General features: G+C 70.2%; 15 protein-coding genes. 13 read left to right on the plus strand and 2 right to left on the minus strand.

Annotation, left to right across the window (positions count from 1 at the left end; genetic code table 11):
• Window positions 1–90: 90 nt before the first annotated feature.
• On the plus strand, window positions 91–1,065 hold the full coding sequence (locus G6G98_RS17075; RefSeq protein ID WP_208321493.1) for a hypothetical protein: 975 nt from the start codon (window positions 91–93) through the stop codon (window positions 1,063–1,065).
• Between the two features lie 81 nt (window positions 1,066–1,146).
• Here the strand turns inward: G6G98_RS17075 and G6G98_RS13185 are convergent, their stop codons facing one another.
• A complete protein-coding gene (locus G6G98_RS13185; protein ID WP_067356817.1) occupies window positions 1,147–1,461 on the minus strand; it encodes a hypothetical protein in 315 nt (104 codons plus the stop codon).
• A 145-nt stretch (window positions 1,462–1,606) separates the two neighbouring features.
• Here G6G98_RS13185 and G6G98_RS13190 point away from each other — a divergent pair, with 145 nt between their 5' ends.
• The 7 genes from G6G98_RS13190 to G6G98_RS13220 are packed head-to-tail and all read left to right on the plus strand — an operon-like array spanning window position 1,607 to window position 8,120.
• Window positions 1,607–2,734 (plus strand): AAA family ATPase, encoded by a 1,128-nt coding sequence (locus tag G6G98_RS13190; protein ID WP_208321494.1) that lies wholly within the window; start codon window positions 1,607–1,609, stop codon window positions 2,732–2,734.
• Window positions 2,735–2,748: 14 nt separating this feature from the next.
• Window positions 2,749–3,636 carry a DUF58 domain-containing protein gene (locus tag G6G98_RS13195; RefSeq protein WP_067356819.1) on the plus strand — a complete coding sequence of 296 codons (888 nt, stop codon included), beginning with the start codon at window positions 2,749–2,751 and terminating at the stop codon, window positions 3,634–3,636.
• A complete protein-coding gene (locus G6G98_RS13200) occupies window positions 3,623–4,108 on the plus strand; it encodes a hypothetical protein (protein ID WP_067356827.1) in 486 nt (161 codons plus the stop codon). Before G6G98_RS13195 ends, G6G98_RS13200 begins: the two co-directional genes overlap by 14 nt.
• Window positions 4,099–5,085, plus strand: coding sequence for a vWA domain-containing protein (locus tag G6G98_RS13205; protein ID WP_243842126.1), 987 nt, complete (start codon window positions 4,099–4,101; stop codon window positions 5,083–5,085). Before G6G98_RS13200 ends, G6G98_RS13205 begins: the two co-directional genes overlap by 10 nt.
• A complete protein-coding gene (locus G6G98_RS13210) occupies window positions 5,082–6,164 on the plus strand; it encodes a vWA domain-containing protein (protein WP_084788454.1) in 1,083 nt (360 codons plus the stop codon). The genes G6G98_RS13205 and G6G98_RS13210 overlap by 4 nt, the downstream gene beginning before the upstream one ends.
• Window positions 6,161–6,949 (plus strand): tetratricopeptide repeat protein, encoded by a 789-nt coding sequence (locus G6G98_RS13215; protein ID WP_067356831.1) that lies wholly within the window; start codon window positions 6,161–6,163, stop codon window positions 6,947–6,949. The genes G6G98_RS13210 and G6G98_RS13215 overlap by 4 nt, the downstream gene beginning before the upstream one ends.
• Window positions 6,950–6,980: 31 nt before the next feature.
• The gene (locus tag G6G98_RS13220) at window positions 6,981–8,120 is read left to right on the plus strand and encodes a DUF4064 domain-containing protein (protein WP_067356834.1); all 1,140 of its coding nucleotides are present in this window, start codon (window positions 6,981–6,983) and stop codon (window positions 8,118–8,120) included.
• A 184-nt stretch (window positions 8,121–8,304) separates the two neighbouring features.
• On the opposite strand, the gene G6G98_RS13225 is transcribed toward G6G98_RS13220, so the two are convergent.
• On the minus strand, window positions 8,305–9,498 hold the full coding sequence (locus G6G98_RS13225) for a cytochrome P450 (RefSeq protein WP_067356837.1): 1,194 nt from the start codon (window positions 9,496–9,498) through the stop codon (window positions 8,305–8,307).
• 68 nt (window positions 9,499–9,566) lie between these two features.
• Between G6G98_RS13225 and argG the strand changes: the two genes are divergently transcribed.
• The 5 genes from argG to G6G98_RS13250 all read left to right on the plus strand — a co-directional run bounded on the left by argG (window position 9,567) and on the right by G6G98_RS13250 (window position 19,795).
• Entirely contained in the window at window positions 9,567–11,012 is a 1,446-nt protein-coding gene (argG, locus tag G6G98_RS13230) for an argininosuccinate synthase (RefSeq protein WP_164234039.1), read from the plus strand.
• A gap of 219 nt (window positions 11,013–11,231) precedes the next feature.
• Window positions 11,232–11,846 carry a TetR/AcrR family transcriptional regulator gene (locus tag G6G98_RS13235; protein ID WP_067356843.1) on the plus strand — a complete coding sequence of 205 codons (615 nt, stop codon included), beginning with the start codon at window positions 11,232–11,234 and terminating at the stop codon, window positions 11,844–11,846.
• Window positions 11,847–11,890: 44 nt separating this feature from the next.
• Window positions 11,891–14,803 carry a YhgE/Pip domain-containing protein gene (locus tag G6G98_RS13240; protein ID WP_164234038.1) on the plus strand — a complete coding sequence of 971 codons (2,913 nt, stop codon included), beginning with the start codon at window positions 11,891–11,893 and terminating at the stop codon, window positions 14,801–14,803.
• On the plus strand, window positions 14,800–17,004 hold the full coding sequence (locus G6G98_RS13245; RefSeq protein ID WP_164234037.1) for a YhgE/Pip domain-containing protein: 2,205 nt from the start codon (window positions 14,800–14,802) through the stop codon (window positions 17,002–17,004). Before G6G98_RS13240 ends, G6G98_RS13245 begins: the two co-directional genes overlap by 4 nt.
• Before the next feature lie 139 nt (window positions 17,005–17,143).
• Window positions 17,144–19,795 carry a penicillin acylase family protein gene (locus G6G98_RS13250; protein WP_164234036.1) on the plus strand — a complete coding sequence of 884 codons (2,652 nt, stop codon included), beginning with the start codon at window positions 17,144–17,146 and terminating at the stop codon, window positions 19,793–19,795.
• Window positions 19,796–19,845: the final 50 nt, after the last annotated feature.

A 19,845-nucleotide genomic window follows, 5' to 3' on the forward strand; every position in this document is an offset into this window, starting at 1 on the left:
TCCCGTCTTCGCGCTATATTTGGCCGCAACGCGCGTGATCCGCCGGGTTCTCCCGTCGATCTCGCCGCGGAAGACCGGGGGGAGACCGGAATGGACGAGGGGAAGGTCGTGCCTGCGACGTCGACACCGACGCCGGAGATCATGGCGGCGCCGGCGCCGTCGCTGCGTCGCGACAGCCGCGTGGAGCGCGCTGCGCTTCCGGCCGCGGGAACGGTCGCGCGGGTGCACACCGCCGGCTCGTTCTGGTCGCTGGGCCGGACGAGGATCATCGCCGTCCTGGCGATCCTCGTCGGCATCGTCTACCTCCTGGTGACGCTTCTCTCACCCGGCAGTGCCGACACCGGCACGCTGCCGTGGTCGGCCGCCGCTCAGGGCCAGGAAGGCGGCGGACGCCCCGGTGGACTCGTCGACGACCACGGTCCGGCGGCGCTGGTCGACCTCGACGACGAGCGATCGTCGGACGTGAAGGATGACGGCTCGAAGGACGAGGGCTCCGAGGACGACGCCTCCGAGGGCGGGAAGCGCTCGGCCGACGAGCCGAAGCCCGGATCCTCGGACCCCGGGACGGGCGATCCCGGCACCACCCCGACGGACCCCGGCACCACCCCCGCGAACCCGGGCACCACGCCGACGAACCCGGGCACCACGCCCACGAACCCGGGGACGACGCCGACCACGCCGACGACGCCGACCAACCCGACGACGCCCACCAACCCGACCACACCGACGACGCCCACCAGCCCGACGACACCGCCGCCGCCTCCGCCGCCGCCCGCGCCGGATCCGCTGGCCTTCGTCAGCGTCGACCCCTACTACACGCTGAATCTCCTCGGGATCAAGATCCTCGGCGGCTACACCGTCACCATCAGCGGAGAGCCGGGTGCGACGGCATCCGTGAAGTACGGCTCCTCGAGCACGAAGTCGGCGACCTTCAACAGCAGCGGGCGGGCCTCAGTGAGCTTCGGGTCCGCCATCGACCTCGGCCTCAGCAACCCGCTGATCCGCGTCAGCTACTCCGACGGCACGGCAGGCGCCGCCATCGAGGGCTACCGCGACTCGCTCTGAGCTCCGCTCAGGGCCCCCAGACCGCCGGCCCGGATTGACTCGACGAAACCCCCAGGAGCGTCCAGCCAATCCGGGTCGGCTTCACTCCTCCGGCGCGTCCAGCACCTCGTCCACGAGCATGATGCCTCCGGTCGAGTTGACCGAGTGCATGAGCTCCTCGATCCACTTCGCGTTCAGCTGAGGCGGCTCCGGCTCGTCGAACGTGAACCGGAGCGGGATCGAGGGATGGATCCAGATCGTGGAGCGCCCGCCGGGCTCGCCGGCCGGATGCTTCCAGGAGAGCGTGAAGCTCTCCTGGCGCCGGAGCTTCGTCGCGATGACGATCTTCAGGTGCGCGAGGGCACGGTCGTCGATGTGGATCGGATCCGGCGAGGAGCCGTAGTGGATGGTCGCCATGGGGCAACCGTACTGAATCCCGGTCGCGGATGGGGCGAGGACGGCGAATGGGGAGTTCTCCCCGCGACGCCCGGGGCGCGCGGGGATTACGCTGTCCGAGGGGGGAACGCCGGCCGTGTCCCCGTGCGATCGAGGAGACACCAAGATGAACGAGCCGAACCCGTCCGCTCCGTCCGCGGCCTCGCCGCCGCCTCCTCCCGCGCCCCCGCGTCCGGCCGCGCCGCCCGCCCCTCCCGCGCCCGCCGCCGCCCGCGCGGCGAGCGCGCCTGCGGCGTCCGCGGCCACGGACGCCCCGAACGACGCGGAACTCCGCCGCGCCGGCGAGGTGATCAGGATCATCTCCGACTCGTACTCGGCGAAGATGGTCGGCCAGGAGCGCCTGCGCATGAGCCTGCTGATCTCACTCATCGCCGGCGGGCACATCCTGCTCGAGAGCGTCCCCGGCCTGGCGAAGACCACCGCCGCGAGCACGCTGGCCGACACCGTGAAGGCCCAGTTCAAGCGCATCCAGTGCACCCCCGATCTGCTGCCCAGCGACATCACCGGCAACCAGATCTACGACTCTGCGAGCGGCTCGTTCCGCACGGTGCTCGGGCCGGTGCACGCGAACTTCGTGCTCCTCGACGAGATCAACCGCTCCAGCGCGAAGACCCAGAGCGCCATGCTCGAGGCGATGCAGGAGCACCAGACCACGATCGGCGGCGAGATCCACCACCTGCCGAAGCCGTTCCTCGTGATCGCGACGCAGAACCCCATCGAGCAGGAGGGCACCTACGAGCTGCCCGAGGCGCAGATGGACCGCTTCCTCCTGAAGGAGATCGTCGAGTACCCGAGCCCGGCCGAGGAGTTCGAGATCCTCAGCCGCATCGACTCCGGCGTGCTCGACCCCGAACGCCACGTCACCAGCGCCGTGACCCTCGACGACGTGCACCTGCTGCAGGACGTCGCGAGCCGCATCTACGTCGATCCGGCGATCCGCAACTACATCGTGTCGATCGCGTACGTCACTCGGAACCCCGCGCCGTACATCGGCGAGGAGCGCGCGCGCTACATCAAGTACGGCGCGAGCCCTCGTGCGAGCATCGCGTTCCTGCAGGCGTCGCGGGCGCTCGCGCTGCTGAACGGTCGCGCGCATGTGCTCCCCGAGGACATCAGGGCCCTGCGTCACCTCGTGCTCCGCCACCGCGTGCTGCTGACGTTCGAGGCCGACGCCGAGGGCATCCGCAGCGAGGAGATCATCGACCAGATCTTCGCCGCGGTGCCCACCCCCTGACCCGCGCCGGAACCATGGCCAGCCTGATCACGCAGGTGAAGAGCAAGCTCTTCATCCACTCGACGCGCAAGTCGCTGCACGCGCTCGACGGCGCCTACGCGTCGCTGCTGCACGGCCGCAGCCTGGACTTCGAGGACCTGCGCAAGTACGAGTACGGCGACTCGGTGCGGGACATCGACTGGCGGGCCACCGCCCGGCAGGGTACCCCGCTGGTCAAGCGGCACCGCGCGATGCGGATGCACACCATCATGTTCGTCGTCGACACCGGCCGCTCCATGGCCGCGCTCGCACACGACGAGAGGTCGAAGAAGGACCTCGCGATCCTCGCGACCGGCGTGCTCGGCGTGCTGGCGCTGCGACACGGCGACGACTTCACGGTCGTCTACGGCGACGCCTCCCGTGTCCGCAGACGCGCCCCGGGTCGCAGCGAGGGCGCCCTCGAACACGCCCTGCGCACGATCGACGCGGCGATCGACGGGAGCACCGCGCCGAGCGACCGCGATGCCCTGCTGTCGTTCGTCACCCGCACGATCTCACGGCGCATGATCGTCGTGGTCATCACAGACGAGGCGCCTGTCACCTCCGAGACGGAGCGGATGCTGCGCCGCCTGCGCGTCCAGCACGACGTGCTCTGGCTCACCGTCCGGGACGCGGATCCGGTGCTCGACCACGCCACCGGCACGATCCGCAGCGACGTGGACAGCCTGTGGGACGTGCCGGACTTCGTGCAGGGCGACCAGGAGATCGTGCGCGAGCTGGCGGCGCAGAGCGAGGCCGATGCCGTCCGCCTCGCCGAGATCCTCAAGCGGATGGAGATCAGCCACAGCGTCCTCGACGGACAGGACGACGCCGTCACGCAGCTGCTGCAGCTGCTGAATCGGAGGTCGAATGCCCGGCTCTGACGAGCTCTACCCCCCGGCCCAGTACGGCTGGGGCTGGATCCTGCTGGCCATCGGCATCCTGATCCTGCTGATCGTCGCCGCGTGGGCGGTCGTCATGCTCACCCGCCCCCGCCGCCTCACCCTCGGGTCGGACGAGGCGCGCACGCTGCAGACCGCGGACGTGCTGTCGCAGCTGCGCGCCGAGTACCTGGAGCGCATCCAGCTCATCGAGGACGATTACCGCGCCCGCAGGCTCACCGCCCGCAACGCGAACTTCGAGCTCAGCAGGGTCGTGCGCACCTTCGTGAACGAGTACAGCGGCCTGGAGGCCCCGGTGCTCGCCCTCGAGGACCTCGTCGCGCGCGGCGTGCACCCCGCCCTCATCGACGCGATGAGCCGGCACTACTACCCGAGCATCTTCCGGCAGGGGCCGGCGATCGACCCTGCGGCCGGCGCCGAGGCCGCCAGGACGGTGGTGCGCACGTGGCACTGAACAACGTGTGGATGCTCCTCCTCGCCGCAGCCGTCATCCTCGCCGCCCTGACGATCGGGCTCGTGCTCGGCCTGCGCGGCCATGCCCGCACTGCGGCTGGCGAGCGCGCCCGCGTCGCACGCGCAGAACGGCTCCGCGCGCTGCCGACGTTCCGCCAGGCGCTGCGCCGCCGCGTGCTCGCCCTCTCCGGCATCCTGCTGCTCGGAGTGATCGCCGCCGGCTCAGCCGGCGTCGTCGCCGCCCGCCCGATGTCGTCGCAGACGATCCAGCCGGTGAACACCAGCCGCGACATCATGCTCTGCCTCGACGTCTCCGGCTCCATGAGCGAGGTCGACGTCGAGGTGCTCAGCGTGTTCGAGGAGCTGCTCGAGGACTTCAAGGGCGAGCGGATCGGGCTGACCATCTTCAACAGCTCCCCGGTGCAGATCTTCCCCCTCACCGACGACTACGAGTTCATCCGCGGACACCTGCAGAGCATCAGGGAGAGCTTCGACTATGCCGACGAGGTTCCTGAGCACTGGGTCGGCACCCTGAACGGCGACGGAGCCTCGCTCATCGGAGACGGACTCGCCGCCTGCGCCCTCGCCTTCGACCACCCGGACGACGACAGGAGCCGGTCGATCATCTTCGCGACCGACAACGAGGTGAACGGCGCCTCGATCGTCACTCTGGAGGAGGCGGCGGGATACGCGAAGTCCGTCGGCGTGCGCGTGTTCGCCCTGAACCCGGTGCAGGGCAAGGATGCCGACATCAGCGCGCAGCTCGCCGAGGCCGCCCAGATCACCGGCGGCGCCGCCTACGGCCTTCGCGACACGACCACCGTCGCCGACATCGTCGCCGAGGTGCAGGAGCAGGAGGCCACGGCGCTGAAGGGACAGGCGCAGGTGGTCTGGACCGACACGCCGAACCTGTGGATCGTCGTGCTGATGATCTCGGCGCTCTCCTTCGTCGTCGTGCTCTGGAAGGTGAGACTGTGACCTTCCAGCCCGTGCTCAACGTCTTCCTCCTGCTGCTGTTCTGCCTCCCGGTGGCGGCGCTCGCGGTGCTCGGCCTGCGCAAGGCCCCGGGCCGCGACAAGGGGCTGTGGGTCCTGCGGCTGGTGATGCTGCTGGCCTGCTTCGCGATGCTCCTGCGCCCCGGCATCCCCGGCGGAGCCACGCAGACGCTCGCCACCGACACCGACATCGTGCTCGTCGTGGACACGACCGCGAGCATCGTGGCCGAGGACTGGGACGGTGACAGCCCGCGACTGGACGGCGTGCGGGCCGACATCCAGGCGATCGTCGACGAGTACCCCGGCGCCCGGTTCGCCCTCATCACCTTCGACGCGACCGCCGACATCCGGCTGCCGCTCACCACCGACACCACTGCGCTCATCTCCTCGCTCGAGGTGATGCGCCCCGAGGTGACCAGCCAGTCCCGCGGCAGCTCGATCGGCATCGCGAACGGGCTGCTGCAGGACACGCTGTCCTCGGCGGCGAAGAGCTCGCCCGATCGGAGCCGCATGGTGTTCTACTTCGGCGACGGCGAGCAGACGGTGACCGCGCCTCCCGAGCCCTTCAAGGGCAGCGAGAAGTACACGGATGCCGGCGCGGTGCTCGGCTACGGCACCGCCGAGGGCGGCCCGATGAAGCTGACCACCGGGGGCCTCGACGGGTCAGGCGACGGCGGGTACATCGAGTACCAGGGCGAGAACGCGCTGTCGACGATCGACGAGGAGAACCTCGAGGCGATCGCCGACCAGCTCGGCATCGAGTACCAGCACCGCACGGCGGACGCGGCGCCGGAGCTGCCGGAGGCGCCGTCCACGACGACCGGCTACGCCGAGTCCGGCACGGTGGGGAACGTCACCGAGCTGTACTGGATCTTCGCCCTCGCCGTGCTCGCGATCCTCGGGTTCGAGCTCGCCAGGGCCGCGATGCTCGTCGCACGGCTGCGGATGCTGCGACCCGCCGCCGCACCGCAGCCGCGTGCCACGCGGTCGTCGAGCGAGGAGCGAAGCGACGAGACGAACCGCTTCTCTCCGACCGAGACACCGGAAGGCGGTGCGTCATGACCGACCTCGCCACAGCACCGGCATCCGGCGCCGACACCGCCGCCGCGGCATCCGCTCTGCTGGCCGCGAACAGGCGGCGGCGCCGCGTCCGCCGCTGGATCGCGATCGGCACGCTGCCGCTGACCCTGGCCGCGCTGCTGTTCGTGGGCAAGATCCTCAGCATGTACGCCCTCGCCCATCAGGCGATCAGCGACTACGTGGTCGACGACTACGCCGGCTCCGAGGCGTCGGCGCGCGGGCAGGAGTTCCTGAACTGGTTCGAGCCGTACAAAGCCCCGTTCAACGTCGGCACGGCGCTGGCCGGGGCGGAGAAGCTGCCGGAGGCGCGCGCGAAGCTCGAGGAGGCGCTGGCCCTCGCCCACGGCCTCGAGGTGTGCGGCGTCCGGATCAACCTCGCGCTCGTGGTCGAGCGGATGGGCGACGCCGCCCGCGCCGACGGCGACGGCGCGAAGGCCGCGGAGCTCTACGGCGAGGCGCTGACGATCACCACCGAGACGCCGGCGGAGTGCAGCAGCGAGGATGCCCAGAAGCAGTCGTCCGATCCGGAGCGCGACATGGAGAAGACCAAGGACGACCTCGAGGACCGCCTGAAGCAGAAGCAGCAGGAGCAGCAGCAGCCGCCTCCCGAGGAGCCGCAGGAGCAGCCGGAGGAGCAGCCGCAGCCGCAGCCCTCCGAGGAGAAGCTCGACGACCTGAAGGAGAAGCTCGAGCAGGGCACGCAGGAGCGCGACCAGCAGCAGGACGGCGAGGACGGCGGCGGATCGGGAACGGACAAGCCGTGGTGATGAGACGGGGCGAGAGAAGGTGACGCACGGAATGGATCGCGAGAAGCAGCGCCAGCGCTACATCGCCGGCACCGAGGGCGCACCGCCCGTGCCGCCCCCCGGAGGATACCGAGGGGCGCGCCGCCAGCAGCAGGGCCCGGTGGCCGTCGCTCCGGCAGCGCCTCCCCTCGCCGCCCCCGCGGCCGGCATCGCCGCGTCGGAGGGCACCGCCGCTGCGGCGGCGGAGAAGAGACCGGCGAACCTGCTCGGCTGGGCGGCGCTCGGCGTCTCCATCCTCTTCGCGATCGTGCTGCTCGGCTCCCTGCTCGCGGGCGGCACCGACCTGATCTACGGCATCACGATGCTCGCCCTCCAGCTCGGGGTGCTCGCGCTCATCGTCGCCGCCCTGTTCACGACGCGGGGGCGGATGCTCGGGGCCATCGCCCTCGTGATCACGATCCTCTTCAACGTCGCCACCGTCGGCGGGCTCAGCGCGCTGCAGACCTCCGCGTCCGGCAGCTACGACGGCCAGAAGAGCGACAAGCAGAAGCACGAGGAGGCCTACCCCGGCATCAAGGGGACGGATCCGCAGGACATCCTGAGTCAGCAGTCGCTCGAGGAGGTGCAGGCGGCGTCGGAGAGCCTGTTCGCCGACATCCGCGCCCGCGTCACGGCGGAGTTCGGCTACGAGTGGGTCCAGGTGGGCGAGGAGGACTTCCGGCCGGAGCGCAACGGCTACGGCGGCGAATCGATGCTCGTGGAGTACGCCTCGGCCGGGTGGGCCACCACCGAGCCGATCCACGACTACCAGCGCAAGCTCGACGTGATGAGCGTCATCGACGACGTCGTCTCCGAGCACGGGCTGCCCTCGCTGTACTCGTTCAACGACGAGTACTCGAGCATGGACCCGTCGATCAAGACGAAGTTCTACGGCAGCGACGACCCTCGCCGGCAGCACACCTGGGAGTACTACACGGAGAACTGGCCGGAGCCGATCCGCTTCTACGCGAACATCTTCGACCTGTCGCAGGACGCGACCGGCGGATTCCTCAAGCAGCGCGAGGCGCAGACAGCGCGGACGGGCGAGCCGCTCGAGGGGCTTCAGATGGTCGTGGTCGCCAGCGCGGTGCTCAGCGAGGCCGATCGCGAGGAGTTCGAGAAGAAGCTCGAGGAGTACCCCGGGTACTTCTGAGCCGCCGCGCTCTCCGCGTCGCGGGGTCGGTCGCGATCGCGGTGCGGGGCCAGTAATGCATCCGACGGCGGGGTTTCCGATGCCCTTCTGACCCCGCCGCACTCCGGATGCCGCATGGAGAGGCCTTTCTGACCCCGCCGCACTCCCGGCGGCGGGGACGGATGCCGAGATCCGGCCGTCGGCCCTACCGCTCCGGGGTGAAGCGGATCGGGAACCGCACCGGGCCGGTGTTGCCGGAGACCGGGAGCCACTCGCCGGGGCCTGCGGGCTCGGCATCCGGCATCCGCTGGGCGAGGAGCGGCAGGGCGACCGACATGTCGGTGCGGGCGACGAAATGGCCGAGGCAGTGGTGCACGCCCCCGCCGAACCCGGAGTGCAGCGGGCGGTCCTCCACGCGGATGTCGAAGCCGGGCTCGTCGCCCATCTTCGACGGGTCGGTGCCGACCGCGTGCGAGAGCACCTGCACGATGCCGCCCTTCGGCACGGCGAGGCCGAACAGGTCGACGTCCTCGATCGCCTCCCGTGTGACCCAGGTCACCGTCGGGTTCACGCGCATCACCTCCTCGACGGCGCGGCCGCCGAGGTCGGGCTCGGCGGCGAGCAGCGCCCACTGGTCCGGATGCCGGAGGAGCGTCTGCAGCGCGAGACCGAGCTGGTTGCGGGTGGTCTCCATGCCGGCGAAGGCGAGGAAGACCAGCGCGACGCTGAGCTCGCGCCGGTCGAGCGCATCGTCCTCCTCGTGGGCGTGCAGGAGCGTCGTGACGAGGTCGTCCCTGGGGTTCTCGGCCCGGTCGGCGATGACCTTCTCGATGTAGCCGGTCAGGCCCTCGAGGGCCGCCTCGATGCGCGGCAGGTCGTGGCGCACGTTGATGCCGAAGGACTTGCCGAGGTCGTCGGCCCAGTGCGCGACCTGCGGCCACTCGTCATCAGGAAGCCCGAGGAGCAGGCAGAGGATGCGCGAGGCGTAGGGCTCCGCGAACTCCGACACGAACTCGACCTCGCCCCGCGAGGCGAAGGAGTCGATGAGCTCGTTCGCGAGGGCCTGGAACTGCGGCCGCATCCGCGCGATCGCACCGCTGCGGAACGCAGGGCCGAGGAGCTTGCGCAGGCGCAGGTGATCGTCGCCCTCGAGGCTCAGCAGAGTCTCGGCCCACCACTGCTGCCACGGCCCGTCGTGGATGCCGTTCTGCGCCGGCCAGCGCGCGTTCCCCTGCTGGAAGCGGCGGTCCTTCAGCACCGCCGTGCCCTCCTCGTACCGGAGCACCGCCCAGCCGTACGGCGTCTCGGCATACCAGCTGTCGTCGCGCGCGGTATGCACCTCCTCGGAGTTCACATCGAAGGCGGTGTCGGCGAGGTCGAGGTACGGCACTGTACGCATGAGGCGAGTGTAGGGGGCGATCGACCGCCGTCCGAAACAGCCGACACGCCGCCGATAGACTGGGAACCATGTCCAAGGTCCTCCAGTCCCTGCCCGTCGGCGAGCGCGTCGGCATCGCCTTCTCCGGAGGACTCGACACCTCCGTCGCCGTCGCGTGGATGCGCGACAAGGGCGCCGTGCCCTTCACCTACACCGGCGACCTGGGACAGTACGACGAGGACGACATCGAGTCGATCCCGGGCCGCGCCCTCGAGTACGGCGCCGAGGCCTCGCGGCTCATCGACTGCAAGACCGCCCTCGTCGAGGAGGGCTTCGTCGCCCTCGCCTGCGGCGCCTTCCACATCCGCTCCGGCGGCAAGACCTACTTCAACACGACGCCTCTGGGCCGCGCCGTCACCGGCACGCTCCTCGTGCGCGCCATGAAGGAGGACGGCGTCGACATCTGGGGCGACGGCTCCACCTACAAGGGCAACGACATCGAGCGGTTCTACCGCTACGGCCTGCTCGCCAACCCGCGCCTGCGCATCTACAAGCCGTGGCTGGACGCCGACTTCGTCACCGAGCTCGGCGGCCGCAAGGAGATGAGCGAGTGGCTCGTCGCACACGGCTTCCCGTACCGCGACTCCGCCGAGAAGGCGTACTCCACCGACGCGAACATCTGGGGCGCGACGCACGAGGCGAAGACCCTCGAGCACCTCGACGTCTCACTGGAGACCGTCGACCCGATCATGGGCGTGAGGTTCTGGGACCCGGCCGTCGCGGTCGAGACCGAGGACGTCACGGTCACCTTCGAGGCCGGCCGCCCCGTCGCCATCAACGGCGTCGAGTACTCCGACCCGGTCGCGCTGGTGCAGGAGGCGAACGCGATCGGCGGCCGCCACGGCCTCGGCATGAGCGACCAGATCGAGAACCGCATCATCGAGGCGAAGTCGCGCGGCATCTACGAGGCCCCGGCCATGGCGCTGCTGTTCATCGCCTACGAGCGCCTCGTCAACGGCATCCTGAACGAGGACACGCTGGCGACCTACCACGAGCAGGGCCGCCGCCTGGGCCGCCTCATGTACGAGGGCCGCTGGCTCGAGCCGCAGTCACTCATGCTGCGCGAGTCCATCCAGCGCTGGGTCGGCTCGACGATCTCGGGCACCGTCACGATCCGCCTGCGCCGCGGCGACGACTGGACGATCCTCGACACCGTCTCCCCGAACCTCTCCTACGGTCCGGAGAAGCTCTCCATGGAGCGCGTCGGCGACGCCGCCTTCGGCCCGGTCGACCGCATCGGCCAGCTCACCATGCGCAACCTCGACATCGCCGACTCCCGCGCGCGCCTCGAGCAGTACGCGGGCCTCGGCCTCGTCGGCGGCGCCACCGGCGAGCTCGTCGGGCGGGTCACCGCGGGCGAGGCCTCCGAGATCACCGAGTCGGTGCACGGCTCGGTCTCCGAGGCCGACGAGGCCCTCACGGATGCCGTCGACGTCGCCTCCGAGGGCGCGGCCTTCGACTCCGGCACCGACTGACGGACGTTCTTCACGGAGGGGGCGGATGCTGCGGCATCCGCCCCCTCTGGCATATCCGCCGTTCATCACTCCTCAGAATTCCGGCCGTGAGGGTCGATGCGCGGCCGAACCTGGGCGGAACGACCGTTCTCTGAGGAGTTGTGAACGGCCGACCCGGCACACCCTGTGAGTCCGCCGAATTATCTTGCACACTCATGTGCACATTAGTACGCTGGATGCATGACCACCCGTGCACCCCGCCGCGACGCCGTCGAGAACCGCGCCGGCATCCTGGACGCGGCCCGCTCCACCCTGGCGAACGACCCGCACGCCTCGATCGACGTGATCGCCCGCAGCGCGGGGCTCTCCCGTCGCACCCTCTACGGCCACTTCGACGACCGCGACTCCCTGATCCGCGAACTGATCTCCAGCGGCGCCCAGCGCTTCAACGCCATCGCCGCCTCCGTGACGGATGCCGACTCCACCCTCGCCCTGGCCCGCCTCGCCGCCGTGCTGTGGCGCGAGGCCGCGCACGTGCAGTTCGCCGCCGCGCTCGCCCTCGACGAGGCGCACGTCGAGCACACCGCCGCCGCGCTCGCCCCGCTGCGGCGCACGGTCGCCGCCCTCGTCGTGCGCGGTCAAGAGGACGGAAGCTTCCGCACCGACCTCGAGGCCCCCACGCTCGCCCGGCTCATCGAGGAGACGGCGCGCACCGCCATCGCCCGCACGGATGCTGCAAGCGCCGGCGCCGCGAACCTCGCCGTGCGTGCCGTGCTGAGCATCGCCGGCCTCTCCTGGCGCGAGGCCGACGCGCTCCTCGCCGCGCACCCCGACATCACGGCGGCGACCGCGTGAGCTCTTATGCTCGACGTGCCGCAGCACAGCAGGGGGGAGCCGCGATGCCCGGTGCCTGGAGCGTGTTCCGTCGCGACGTCGGCCGTCTCGCCCGCGTCAGCAAGGCGTGGATCATCATCGTCGGCGTGATCGTCACGCCGTCCCTCTACGCCTGGTTCAACATCGTCGCGTTCTGGGACCCGTACTCGAACACGCAGCATGTGAGCGTCGCGATCGTCAACCAGGACGAAGGCGCCACCTCCGAGCTCACCGGCGACATCGACGTGGGCGGGGAGCTCGTCGGCCAGCTGAAGCAGAACGACCAGCTCGGCTGGGAGTTCGTGGACGAGGACGAGGCGATGGATGCCGTCCGCAGCGGCCGCAGCTACGCGGCGATCGTCATCCCGGCGGACTTCAGCCGCGACTTCCTCAGCATCACCACAGGCGACTTCCGCCGTCCTGCGCTGCAGTACTTCGTCAACGAGAAGGCGAACGCGATCGCCCCGAAGATCACGGACGTGGGCGCGTCGACGCTCGACACCCAGATCAACAGCACCTTCGTGTCGGTGGTCGCGCAGGCCGTCACCGAGCAGTTGAAGGATGCCGGTCTCGACGCGGAGGGGCGCCTCGGCGACGCCCGCGACAGCACGGTCACCACCCTCGACGACGCCGTGGGCAAGGTCGCCGCCGCCCGCGAGCGGATCGCCGACCTGCAGGGCGGTCTGACCGATGCGCAGACGCGGCTCGACAGCGCCGTGTCCACGCTCGACGATGTCGACTCCGCGCTCGGCGAGGTTCAGGGCGCCGTCCGCCAGGCGCAGAGCATCGCCGCTGAGGCGCAGCAGGAGCTGCTCACCTTCACCGACAAGGCGACCTCGGCGTACGTCTCGGGAGCGACGCTGCTCGCCGACGCCTCATCGCGCATGAACGCCTCGATCTCGACGCTGTCGACCAGCCTGCAGCAGGCGAACGTCGCGGTGGGTTCGGCGATCGACGACCTCTCGGCCGTGGTGAAGGCCAACGGGACCGCGCTCGACGAACTGCAGGCCGTCCTCGAGCAGACCGAGTCCGGTTCCGAGGCGGAGCAGCGCCTCCGCGACGCGATCGACGCCCTGAAGGAGCGCAACACCGCCGACCAGCAGGTGCTCGACCAGCTGAACCAGCTGAACGGCGACATGTCGGGCACCATCGCCTCGGTGGAGGATGCGGCCTCCGCGATCGACTCCGCCGTGAGCGGCGCCGCGACATCGGCGGGCGCCATCCGCGACGCGCTCATGCAGAGCATCCCCCAGCTGAACCGGGCGATGTCGGCGCTGTCTGCCAGTGCGGACGCGTTCTCCTCTGCACTCGGCGCGCAGCGGGCGCAGGTTGCGCAGGCGCAGAGCCTGCTGGGCGGCCTGAAGACCCAGCTCGCCGACACCGCGACGGCCCTCACCGCACTCGACGGCAACCTCGCCGCCGCCGAGTCCGGCCTCGGCGGCGTGCGCACCGACATCCTCGCGCTGAGCGCCGCCGACGTGTGGAACCGGCTCAGCACCATCAGCGGACTGGATGCCGAGCAGATCGCGCAGTTCATGGCGTCGCCGGTCGAGGTCCACGAGAACGTCGTGTTCCCCACCGCCGCGTACGGCTCGGCCATGGCCGCCCTGTTCACGAACCTCTCGCTGTGGATCGGAGCGTTCGTGCTCATGGTCATCATGCGCCTCGAGGTCGACACCGAGGGCGTGGAGGGCGTCTCCGTGCGTCAGGCGTACCTGGGGCGATGGCTGCTGCTGGCGGCGATCGCCGTGTGCCAGGCCGTGCTCGTCACGGTGGGCAACCTCGTCATCGGCGTCCAGACCGCCAACGCCTTCGCCTTCGTCGGCACCGGCGTGCTGATCGGCCTGGCGTACCTCAGCATCATCTACGCCCTGTCCGTGTGCTTCGGCATCGTCGGGAAGGGCCTCTGCATCCTGCTGGTGATCTTCCAGATCCCCGGGGCCTCGGGGCTGTACCCGATCGAGATGATGCCCGCCTTCTTCCGCGGCCTGTACCCGTTCCTGCCGTTCACCTACGGCATCGACGCGCTGCGCGAGACCATCAGCGGCTTCTACGACGGCCACTGGTGGCGGTTCATGGGCACGCTCGCGATCTTCGTCGTGCTGGCGTTCGTGCTGGGCCTGTTCCTCCGTCGCCGCCTGGGCAACTTCGCGCTGCTGTTCAACCGCCGCCTCGCCGACACCGAGCTCATGGTGAGCGAGGACGTGCAGATCACCGGTCGCCGCCGCACGCCCGACATCATCCGCGCGCTGACCGACGGCGACGGGTTCCGCGCCGAGGTCGCCGAGCGCGCCCGCCGGTTCACCGAGCGGTACCCGGTGCTGCTGCGCCTCACGCTGGTCGTGGGCGCCGGCGTCATGGCCGTGCTCGGCCTCGCGGCCTGGCTGCTGCCGGACGCGAAGGCGACGATGCTCGGCCTGTGGGCGCTGTGGTGCCTGATCCTCATCGCCTTCCTGGTGATGCTCGAGTACATCAGGCAGAGCATCGAGCAGGCCGCCGCGCTGGGCGAGATGCCGGAAGCCGACCTGCGCGAGGCGCTGATCATCGAGAGCTCCGGCGGCACGCTGCCGGCGGGCGCCGCGGCGTCGTCCGCGCGCACCGCCGTGCGGGAACGCCCGGCGGTCGAGACGCACGCCGAGGAGCGCGACGACGCCGTGGAGCTGGAGGAGCTCTTCGCCGAGGATGCCTCCGCCGGCATGGATCCGGACGAGACCCCCACGGAGGTGCTCGATGCCGAACCGGTCGCGCATCCGGGCCCGACGGCCGAGCAGGTGGGATCGGATGCCGTGGGCGATCCTGCCGACGACGAGCACGACTCACCGGAACCTCTTGGGTCGGGGGAGGAGAACGCCGCGGCATCCGCCGGCGACGACCAGGAGGACAGGACCACGTCGGACGACGACCCCGAGGACACGCAGGAAGGGCAGGTGCGCAGGTGAAGAACATCACGCAGGTGTTCCGGCATGATCTGCGCCGGGCGACCAGCAACGTCATGGCGGTCATCGTGCTGTTCGGGCTGGTCGTGATCCCGTCGCTGTTCACGTGGTTCAACGTGATCGCGAGCTGGAACCCCTTCGGCAGCACCGAGAACCTCACGGTCGCCGTGGCCAACACCGACGAGGGGTATCAGAGCGACCTGGTGCCGATCCGCCTCAACGTCGGCGAGCAGGTCGAGTCGGCGCTGCGCGCCAACGACGACCTGAACTGGGTGTTCACCTCGGAGGAGGACGCGATCGACGGCACGGAATCGGGCGAGTACTACGCCGCGATCGTGCTGCCGCCCACCTTCAGCGCCGACATGATGACCTTCTACTCGAGCGGCGCCGAGCGCTACTCGAGCGGCGCCGAGCGCACGCGGATCGAGTACTACACCAACGAGAAGAAGAACGCGCTCGCGCCGAAGATCACCGAGCAGGGAGCCGGAGAGGTCTCCACGAAGATCAACGAGGTGTTCACCGAGAAGCTCAGCGAGGCCGGGCTCAACATCATCACCTCGCTGTCGGACTACCTCGACGACGCCGACACCCAGGCCGCGCTGTCCCGGCTGCAGGCGCACGTGAGCGAGGTGGCCGCGCAGCTGCGCGCAGGCTCGGCGACGGCCGACATGTTCACGTCGCTGATCGCGTCGAGCCGGCCGCTGGTCGACGGCGCCTCCGGTCTGGTGTCGTCCTCCGGGGACGCGCTGCGCGACGCCACCGGGGCGCTCGGCAGCGGGAAGGATGCCGCGCGATCGCTGAAGGACGTCCTCAGCTCCACCGCCGCGACGCTCGGCGACGCCCTGTCGAGCACGGCCGACGGCTATCAGGCCGTCGCCGACAGCGTCGACGAGGTGTTCTCCTCGATCGACACCCAGTCCGCAAGCTCGGCCGCGGCGATCCGCGCGGTGGCCGATCGCGTGCAGACGCAGCTCGACCAGTACACGCAGCTGCACGACACCCTCGTGAACGAGGTGCGTCCGCTGCTCCCCGAGTCCGCGCTGGACACGTTCGACCGGGCGGTGGCCCGCATCGACGCCGCGATCACCCGCCAGCAGGAGCTGCACGACCGCCTCGAGGATGCGGCCGCCCACGTCACCGACACGAATGCGGGGATCCAGGCGACGCACGAGGAGATCTCCGGGCTGATCGCGAGCGCGAAGGCCGCGATGGAGGACGCGCGGAACGCCTACACGGGCAGCCTGCAGCCGAAGCTCGACGCCCTCGCCAGTACGCTCTCCGTGATCGACGGGAACATCGACTCGATCGGCGCAGACCTCTCGTCGGCAGTCGGTGCCCTCTCCGGATCCGACTCGATCGGCTCGGCCCTGCAGCACGCGGAGTCGCTCACCGCGGAGATGTCCGGCTCCCTCGCCGACACGGCCGACCGGTTCGACGCCCTCGCCGCCGCCCTGACGAAGGCGATGGACACCGGCGACCTCAGCGAGCTCACCGCGCTCATCGGCTCCGATCCGCAGGCCCTCGCCGCCCACCTCGCCGAGCCGGTGGCTCTCGAGCGGGTGCCCGTGTACTCGGTCGTCAGCTTCGGCGCCGCGATGACGCCGCTCTACACCGTGCTGGCGCTCTGGGTGGGCGCACTGCTGATCTCGGTGTCGATCCGCGTCGACCCGCCGCAGGGTCCCGCCGCGGATCTGCCCCCGCTCTCCCCCGCCGAGACCTACCTCGGCCGGTTCGGCGTCTTCGCCGTCGTCGGCTTCCTGCAGAGCTCCCTCGTGTGCCTCGGCAGCGTGCTGTTCACGCAGGTGCAGCCGGAGCATCCGCTTCTGCTCATCCTCGCGGGCTGGGTGATGTCGCTCGTGTTCACGCTGATCATCTACACGCTCGTGGTGACCTTCGGCAACGCGGGCAAGGCGCTGGCCGTGCTGATGCTCGTGGTGCAGATCTCCAGCTCGGGCGGCGCCTACCCGCTGCAGCTGCTCCCGGAGTGGTTCCAGGGCGTCAGCCCGTTCCTGCCGGCGACCCACGCCGTGAGCGCGATGCGCTCCGCGATCGCGGGGATCTACCAGAACGACTACTGGATCTCACTGGGCTGGCTGGCGGCCTTCATCCTTCCCGCGCTGCTTCTCGGGCTGGTGCTGCGCCTGCCGCTCATCGGGTTCAACCAGAAACTGCTGCGCGCCCTGGCCTCCACGAAGCTCATGTGAGCGGCGTCGGCCGCGTCTCGCTCTCGATGACCCGGCCGACGCCCCGATGGGTATGATGCGAGGGCGCGACCCGCGATACGCGCACCTGGTTCACGTGACACCGAGTTCCACCGCCGCCCACCCGAAAGAGCCCTCGACGATGACGACCGATCAGGCGACTGACTCCGCCCCGCAGCGACCGCCCCTGATGGCCCGGATCGGGAGGATCGCGTTCCTCATCGTCGCCGGCCTGGTCGTCGTCGCCGTCGCGATCGCCTTCTTCGTCACCTGGACGATCCAGCGCTCCTTCCCGCAGACCGAGGGCGAACTCGCCCTCGACGGGCTGAACGCACAGGTGACGGTGCAGCGGGACGGCAGCGGCATCCCGACGATCACCGCCGAGTCGTCGCACGACCTCTTCTACGCCCAGGGCTTCGTGCACGCGCAGGACCGGTTCTTCGAGATGGACTTCCGCCGGCATGTGACCGCCGGGCGGGTGGCGGAGATGTTCGGCGAGTCGCAGGCTGCGACAGACGCGTTCCTCCGGACGCTCGGCTGGCGCGAGGTCGCCGAGGCCGAGGTCGAGGCCATGGACGAGACCACCCTCGGCTATTACGAGGCCTACGCCGACGGCGTCAACGCCTACATCGCCTCCCGCTCCGGCGCGGAGCTGTCACTCGAGTATGCCGTCCTCGGCATGCAGCTCGGCAGCTACGTGCCGGAACAGTGGTCCCCCGCCGATTCGGTGGCGTGGCTGAAGGCGATGGCCTGGGACCTCCGCGGCAACATCGAGGACGAGACCGAGCGCGCCCTCCTCGCCTCCGAGCTCTCCGCCGGCGGCGCCGAGACGGCGGAGGTCGAGGACACCCTCGCGCAGCTCTATCCCGCCTACCCGTTCGACCGGAACCCCGTGATCGTGCCGAAGATCTCCAGCGTCCCCGCGCTGGAGACGGATGCCGAGCCGGCTGCATACCCGACGACGGCAACCTCCGGCGAGGTGCAGCAGGCGAGCACCACGATCGAATGGCAGGAGGCCTCCGACGTGATCGAGGCGGCGAGCCTGCTCGTCGGCGACGTCGGCGAGGGGATCGGCTCGAACTCGTGGGTCGTGTCGGGTGCACTCACCGAGACCGGCATGCCGCTGCTCGCGAACGACCCGCACCTCGGCGCCTCGCTGCCCTCGGTCTGGTATCAGGTGCAGCTCAAGTGCGCGAAGGTGTCGGACTCCTGCCCCTTCGACGTGGGTGGCTTCTCGTTCTCCGGCCTGCCCGGCATCGTCATCGGGCACAATCAGCACGTGGCCTGGGGTTTCACGAACCTCACCACGGACGTGACCGACCTGTACATCGAGAAGATCGAGGGAGACTCCTACTGGCGCGACGGCGCCCTGGTGCCGCTCGAGGAGCGCGAGGAGACCATCGAGGTCGCCGGCGGAGACGACATCCCGCTGACGATCCGCTCCACGGTGCACGGCCCGATCATCTCGGGGCTCGTCGACGACTTCTCCGCCATCGCCGACGAGCCGGCGGCCGGCCTCGCGGCGGGCGGCGTGGCGCCTCCGGCATCCGACGCCTCCGACCGCACGTCCTACGCGGTGAGCCTGCGCTGGACCGCCCTCGACCCCGGCACCGCCGGCACCGCGATCTTCGCGCTCTCGACCGCGAAGGACTTCGAGGACTTCCGACGCGCGGCCTCCCTGTTCGACGTCCCGGCGCAGAACCTGATCTACGCCGACACCGAGGGCAACATCGGCTACCAGACGCCCGGCCGGCTGCCGATCCGCGGTGCAGGAGACGGCTGGATGCCGCAGCCCGGATGGGACAGCGCCTACGACTGGACGGGGTTCATCCCGTTCGAGGACCTCCCCGTCGCCTACAACCCGACCTCGGGATACATCGTCACCGCGAACAACGCGATCGTCACAGACGACTACGGGCACTTCCTCTCCCGCGACTGGGACTACGGCTATCGCGCCGCCCGCATCGCCCATCTCATCGAGCGCCGTGCGGCCGCCGCGCCGCTGACCGCGCAGGACATGCGCGACATCCAGATGGACGGCGAGATGTGGATCGGCAAGAAGCTGGCCGCGGCCCTCGGCGACGTCGACGTGAAGGGTGCGGGGCCGAAGGAGGCCGTGGAGCTGCTGCGCGCCTGGGATGCGCAGAACTCGGCATCGTCGGCGGCTGCCGCATATGCGAACGTGCTGTGGTCGAACCTCGTGCAGAACCTCTTCTCCGAGCGCGGGAATCCGCTGCCGGTCGACGACCACGGCCGGCTGTTCACGGTCGTCGACGGGCTGCTCGACGATCCGTCCGATCCGCTCTGGACCAATGAGGAACTCGATGTGAGCGGCATGGAGGAGATGCTCGCGCTCTCCGCCGAAGAGGCCTACGACGAGCTCGCCTCGCTCCAGGGCACCGCCGTCTCCCGCTGGAACTGGGGCGACCTGCACGCGCTCACGCTGACCAGCGACACTCTCGGGTCATCCGGGATCGCCCCGATCGAGGCGCTGTTCAACCGCGGTCCGTTCCCCGTCGGCGGCGGCGCCTCGGTGGCGAACGCCACCGGCTGGGAGCTCGGCGAGTCGTACGCGACCACCACCGTGCCGTCGATGCGGATGGTCGTCGACCTTTCCGACTTCGACGCCTCCACCTGGATCCACCTCACCGGCGCCTCCGGCCATGCCTTCGGGGAGCACTACATCGACCAGACGGCTGACTGGGCCTCCGGCGTCCAGCGGCCGTGGGCGTTCTCCGCGAAGGCGGTGGCTGCCGCGGCTGACGCGACTCTGGTGCTGACTCCGGGCGACTGAGGCCAGGTGATTCCGCACAGGGCGGGCGGCCGCAGGTGCGGCCGCCCGCC

Origin of the sequence: Microbacterium hydrocarbonoxydans (assembly GCF_011752045.1) — a bacterium.
Lineage (GTDB): Bacteria > Actinomycetota > Actinomycetes > Actinomycetales > Microbacteriaceae > Microbacterium.

Coding starts and splice junctions, on each gene's coding strand:
- G6G98_RS13200 (WP_067356827.1), top strand. CDS start 3,623: ATGCCCGGCTCTGACGAGCTCTACCCCCCGGCCCAGTACGGCTGGGGC.
- G6G98_RS17075 (WP_208321493.1), top strand. CDS start 91: ATGGACGAGGGGAAGGTCGTGCCTGCGACGTCGACACCGACGCCGGAG.
- argG (WP_164234039.1), top strand. CDS start 9,567: ATGTCCAAGGTCCTCCAGTCCCTGCCCGTCGGCGAGCGCGTCGGCATC.
- G6G98_RS13215 (WP_067356831.1), top strand. CDS start 6,161: ATGACCGACCTCGCCACAGCACCGGCATCCGGCGCCGACACCGCCGCC.
- G6G98_RS13225 (WP_067356837.1), bottom strand. CDS start 9,498: ATGCGTACAGTGCCGTACCTCGACCTCGCCGACACCGCCTTCGATGTG.
- G6G98_RS13195 (WP_067356819.1), top strand. CDS start 2,749: ATGGCCAGCCTGATCACGCAGGTGAAGAGCAAGCTCTTCATCCACTCG.
- G6G98_RS13250 (WP_164234036.1), top strand. CDS start 17,144: ATGACGACCGATCAGGCGACTGACTCCGCCCCGCAGCGACCGCCCCTG.
- G6G98_RS13240 (WP_164234038.1), top strand. CDS start 11,891: ATGCCCGGTGCCTGGAGCGTGTTCCGTCGCGACGTCGGCCGTCTCGCC.
- G6G98_RS13235 (WP_067356843.1), top strand. CDS start 11,232: ATGACCACCCGTGCACCCCGCCGCGACGCCGTCGAGAACCGCGCCGGC.
- G6G98_RS13220 (WP_067356834.1), top strand. CDS start 6,981: ATGGATCGCGAGAAGCAGCGCCAGCGCTACATCGCCGGCACCGAGGGC.
- G6G98_RS13190 (WP_208321494.1), top strand. CDS start 1,607: ATGAACGAGCCGAACCCGTCCGCTCCGTCCGCGGCCTCGCCGCCGCCT.
- G6G98_RS13185 (WP_067356817.1), bottom strand. CDS start 1,461: ATGGCGACCATCCACTACGGCTCCTCGCCGGATCCGATCCACATCGAC.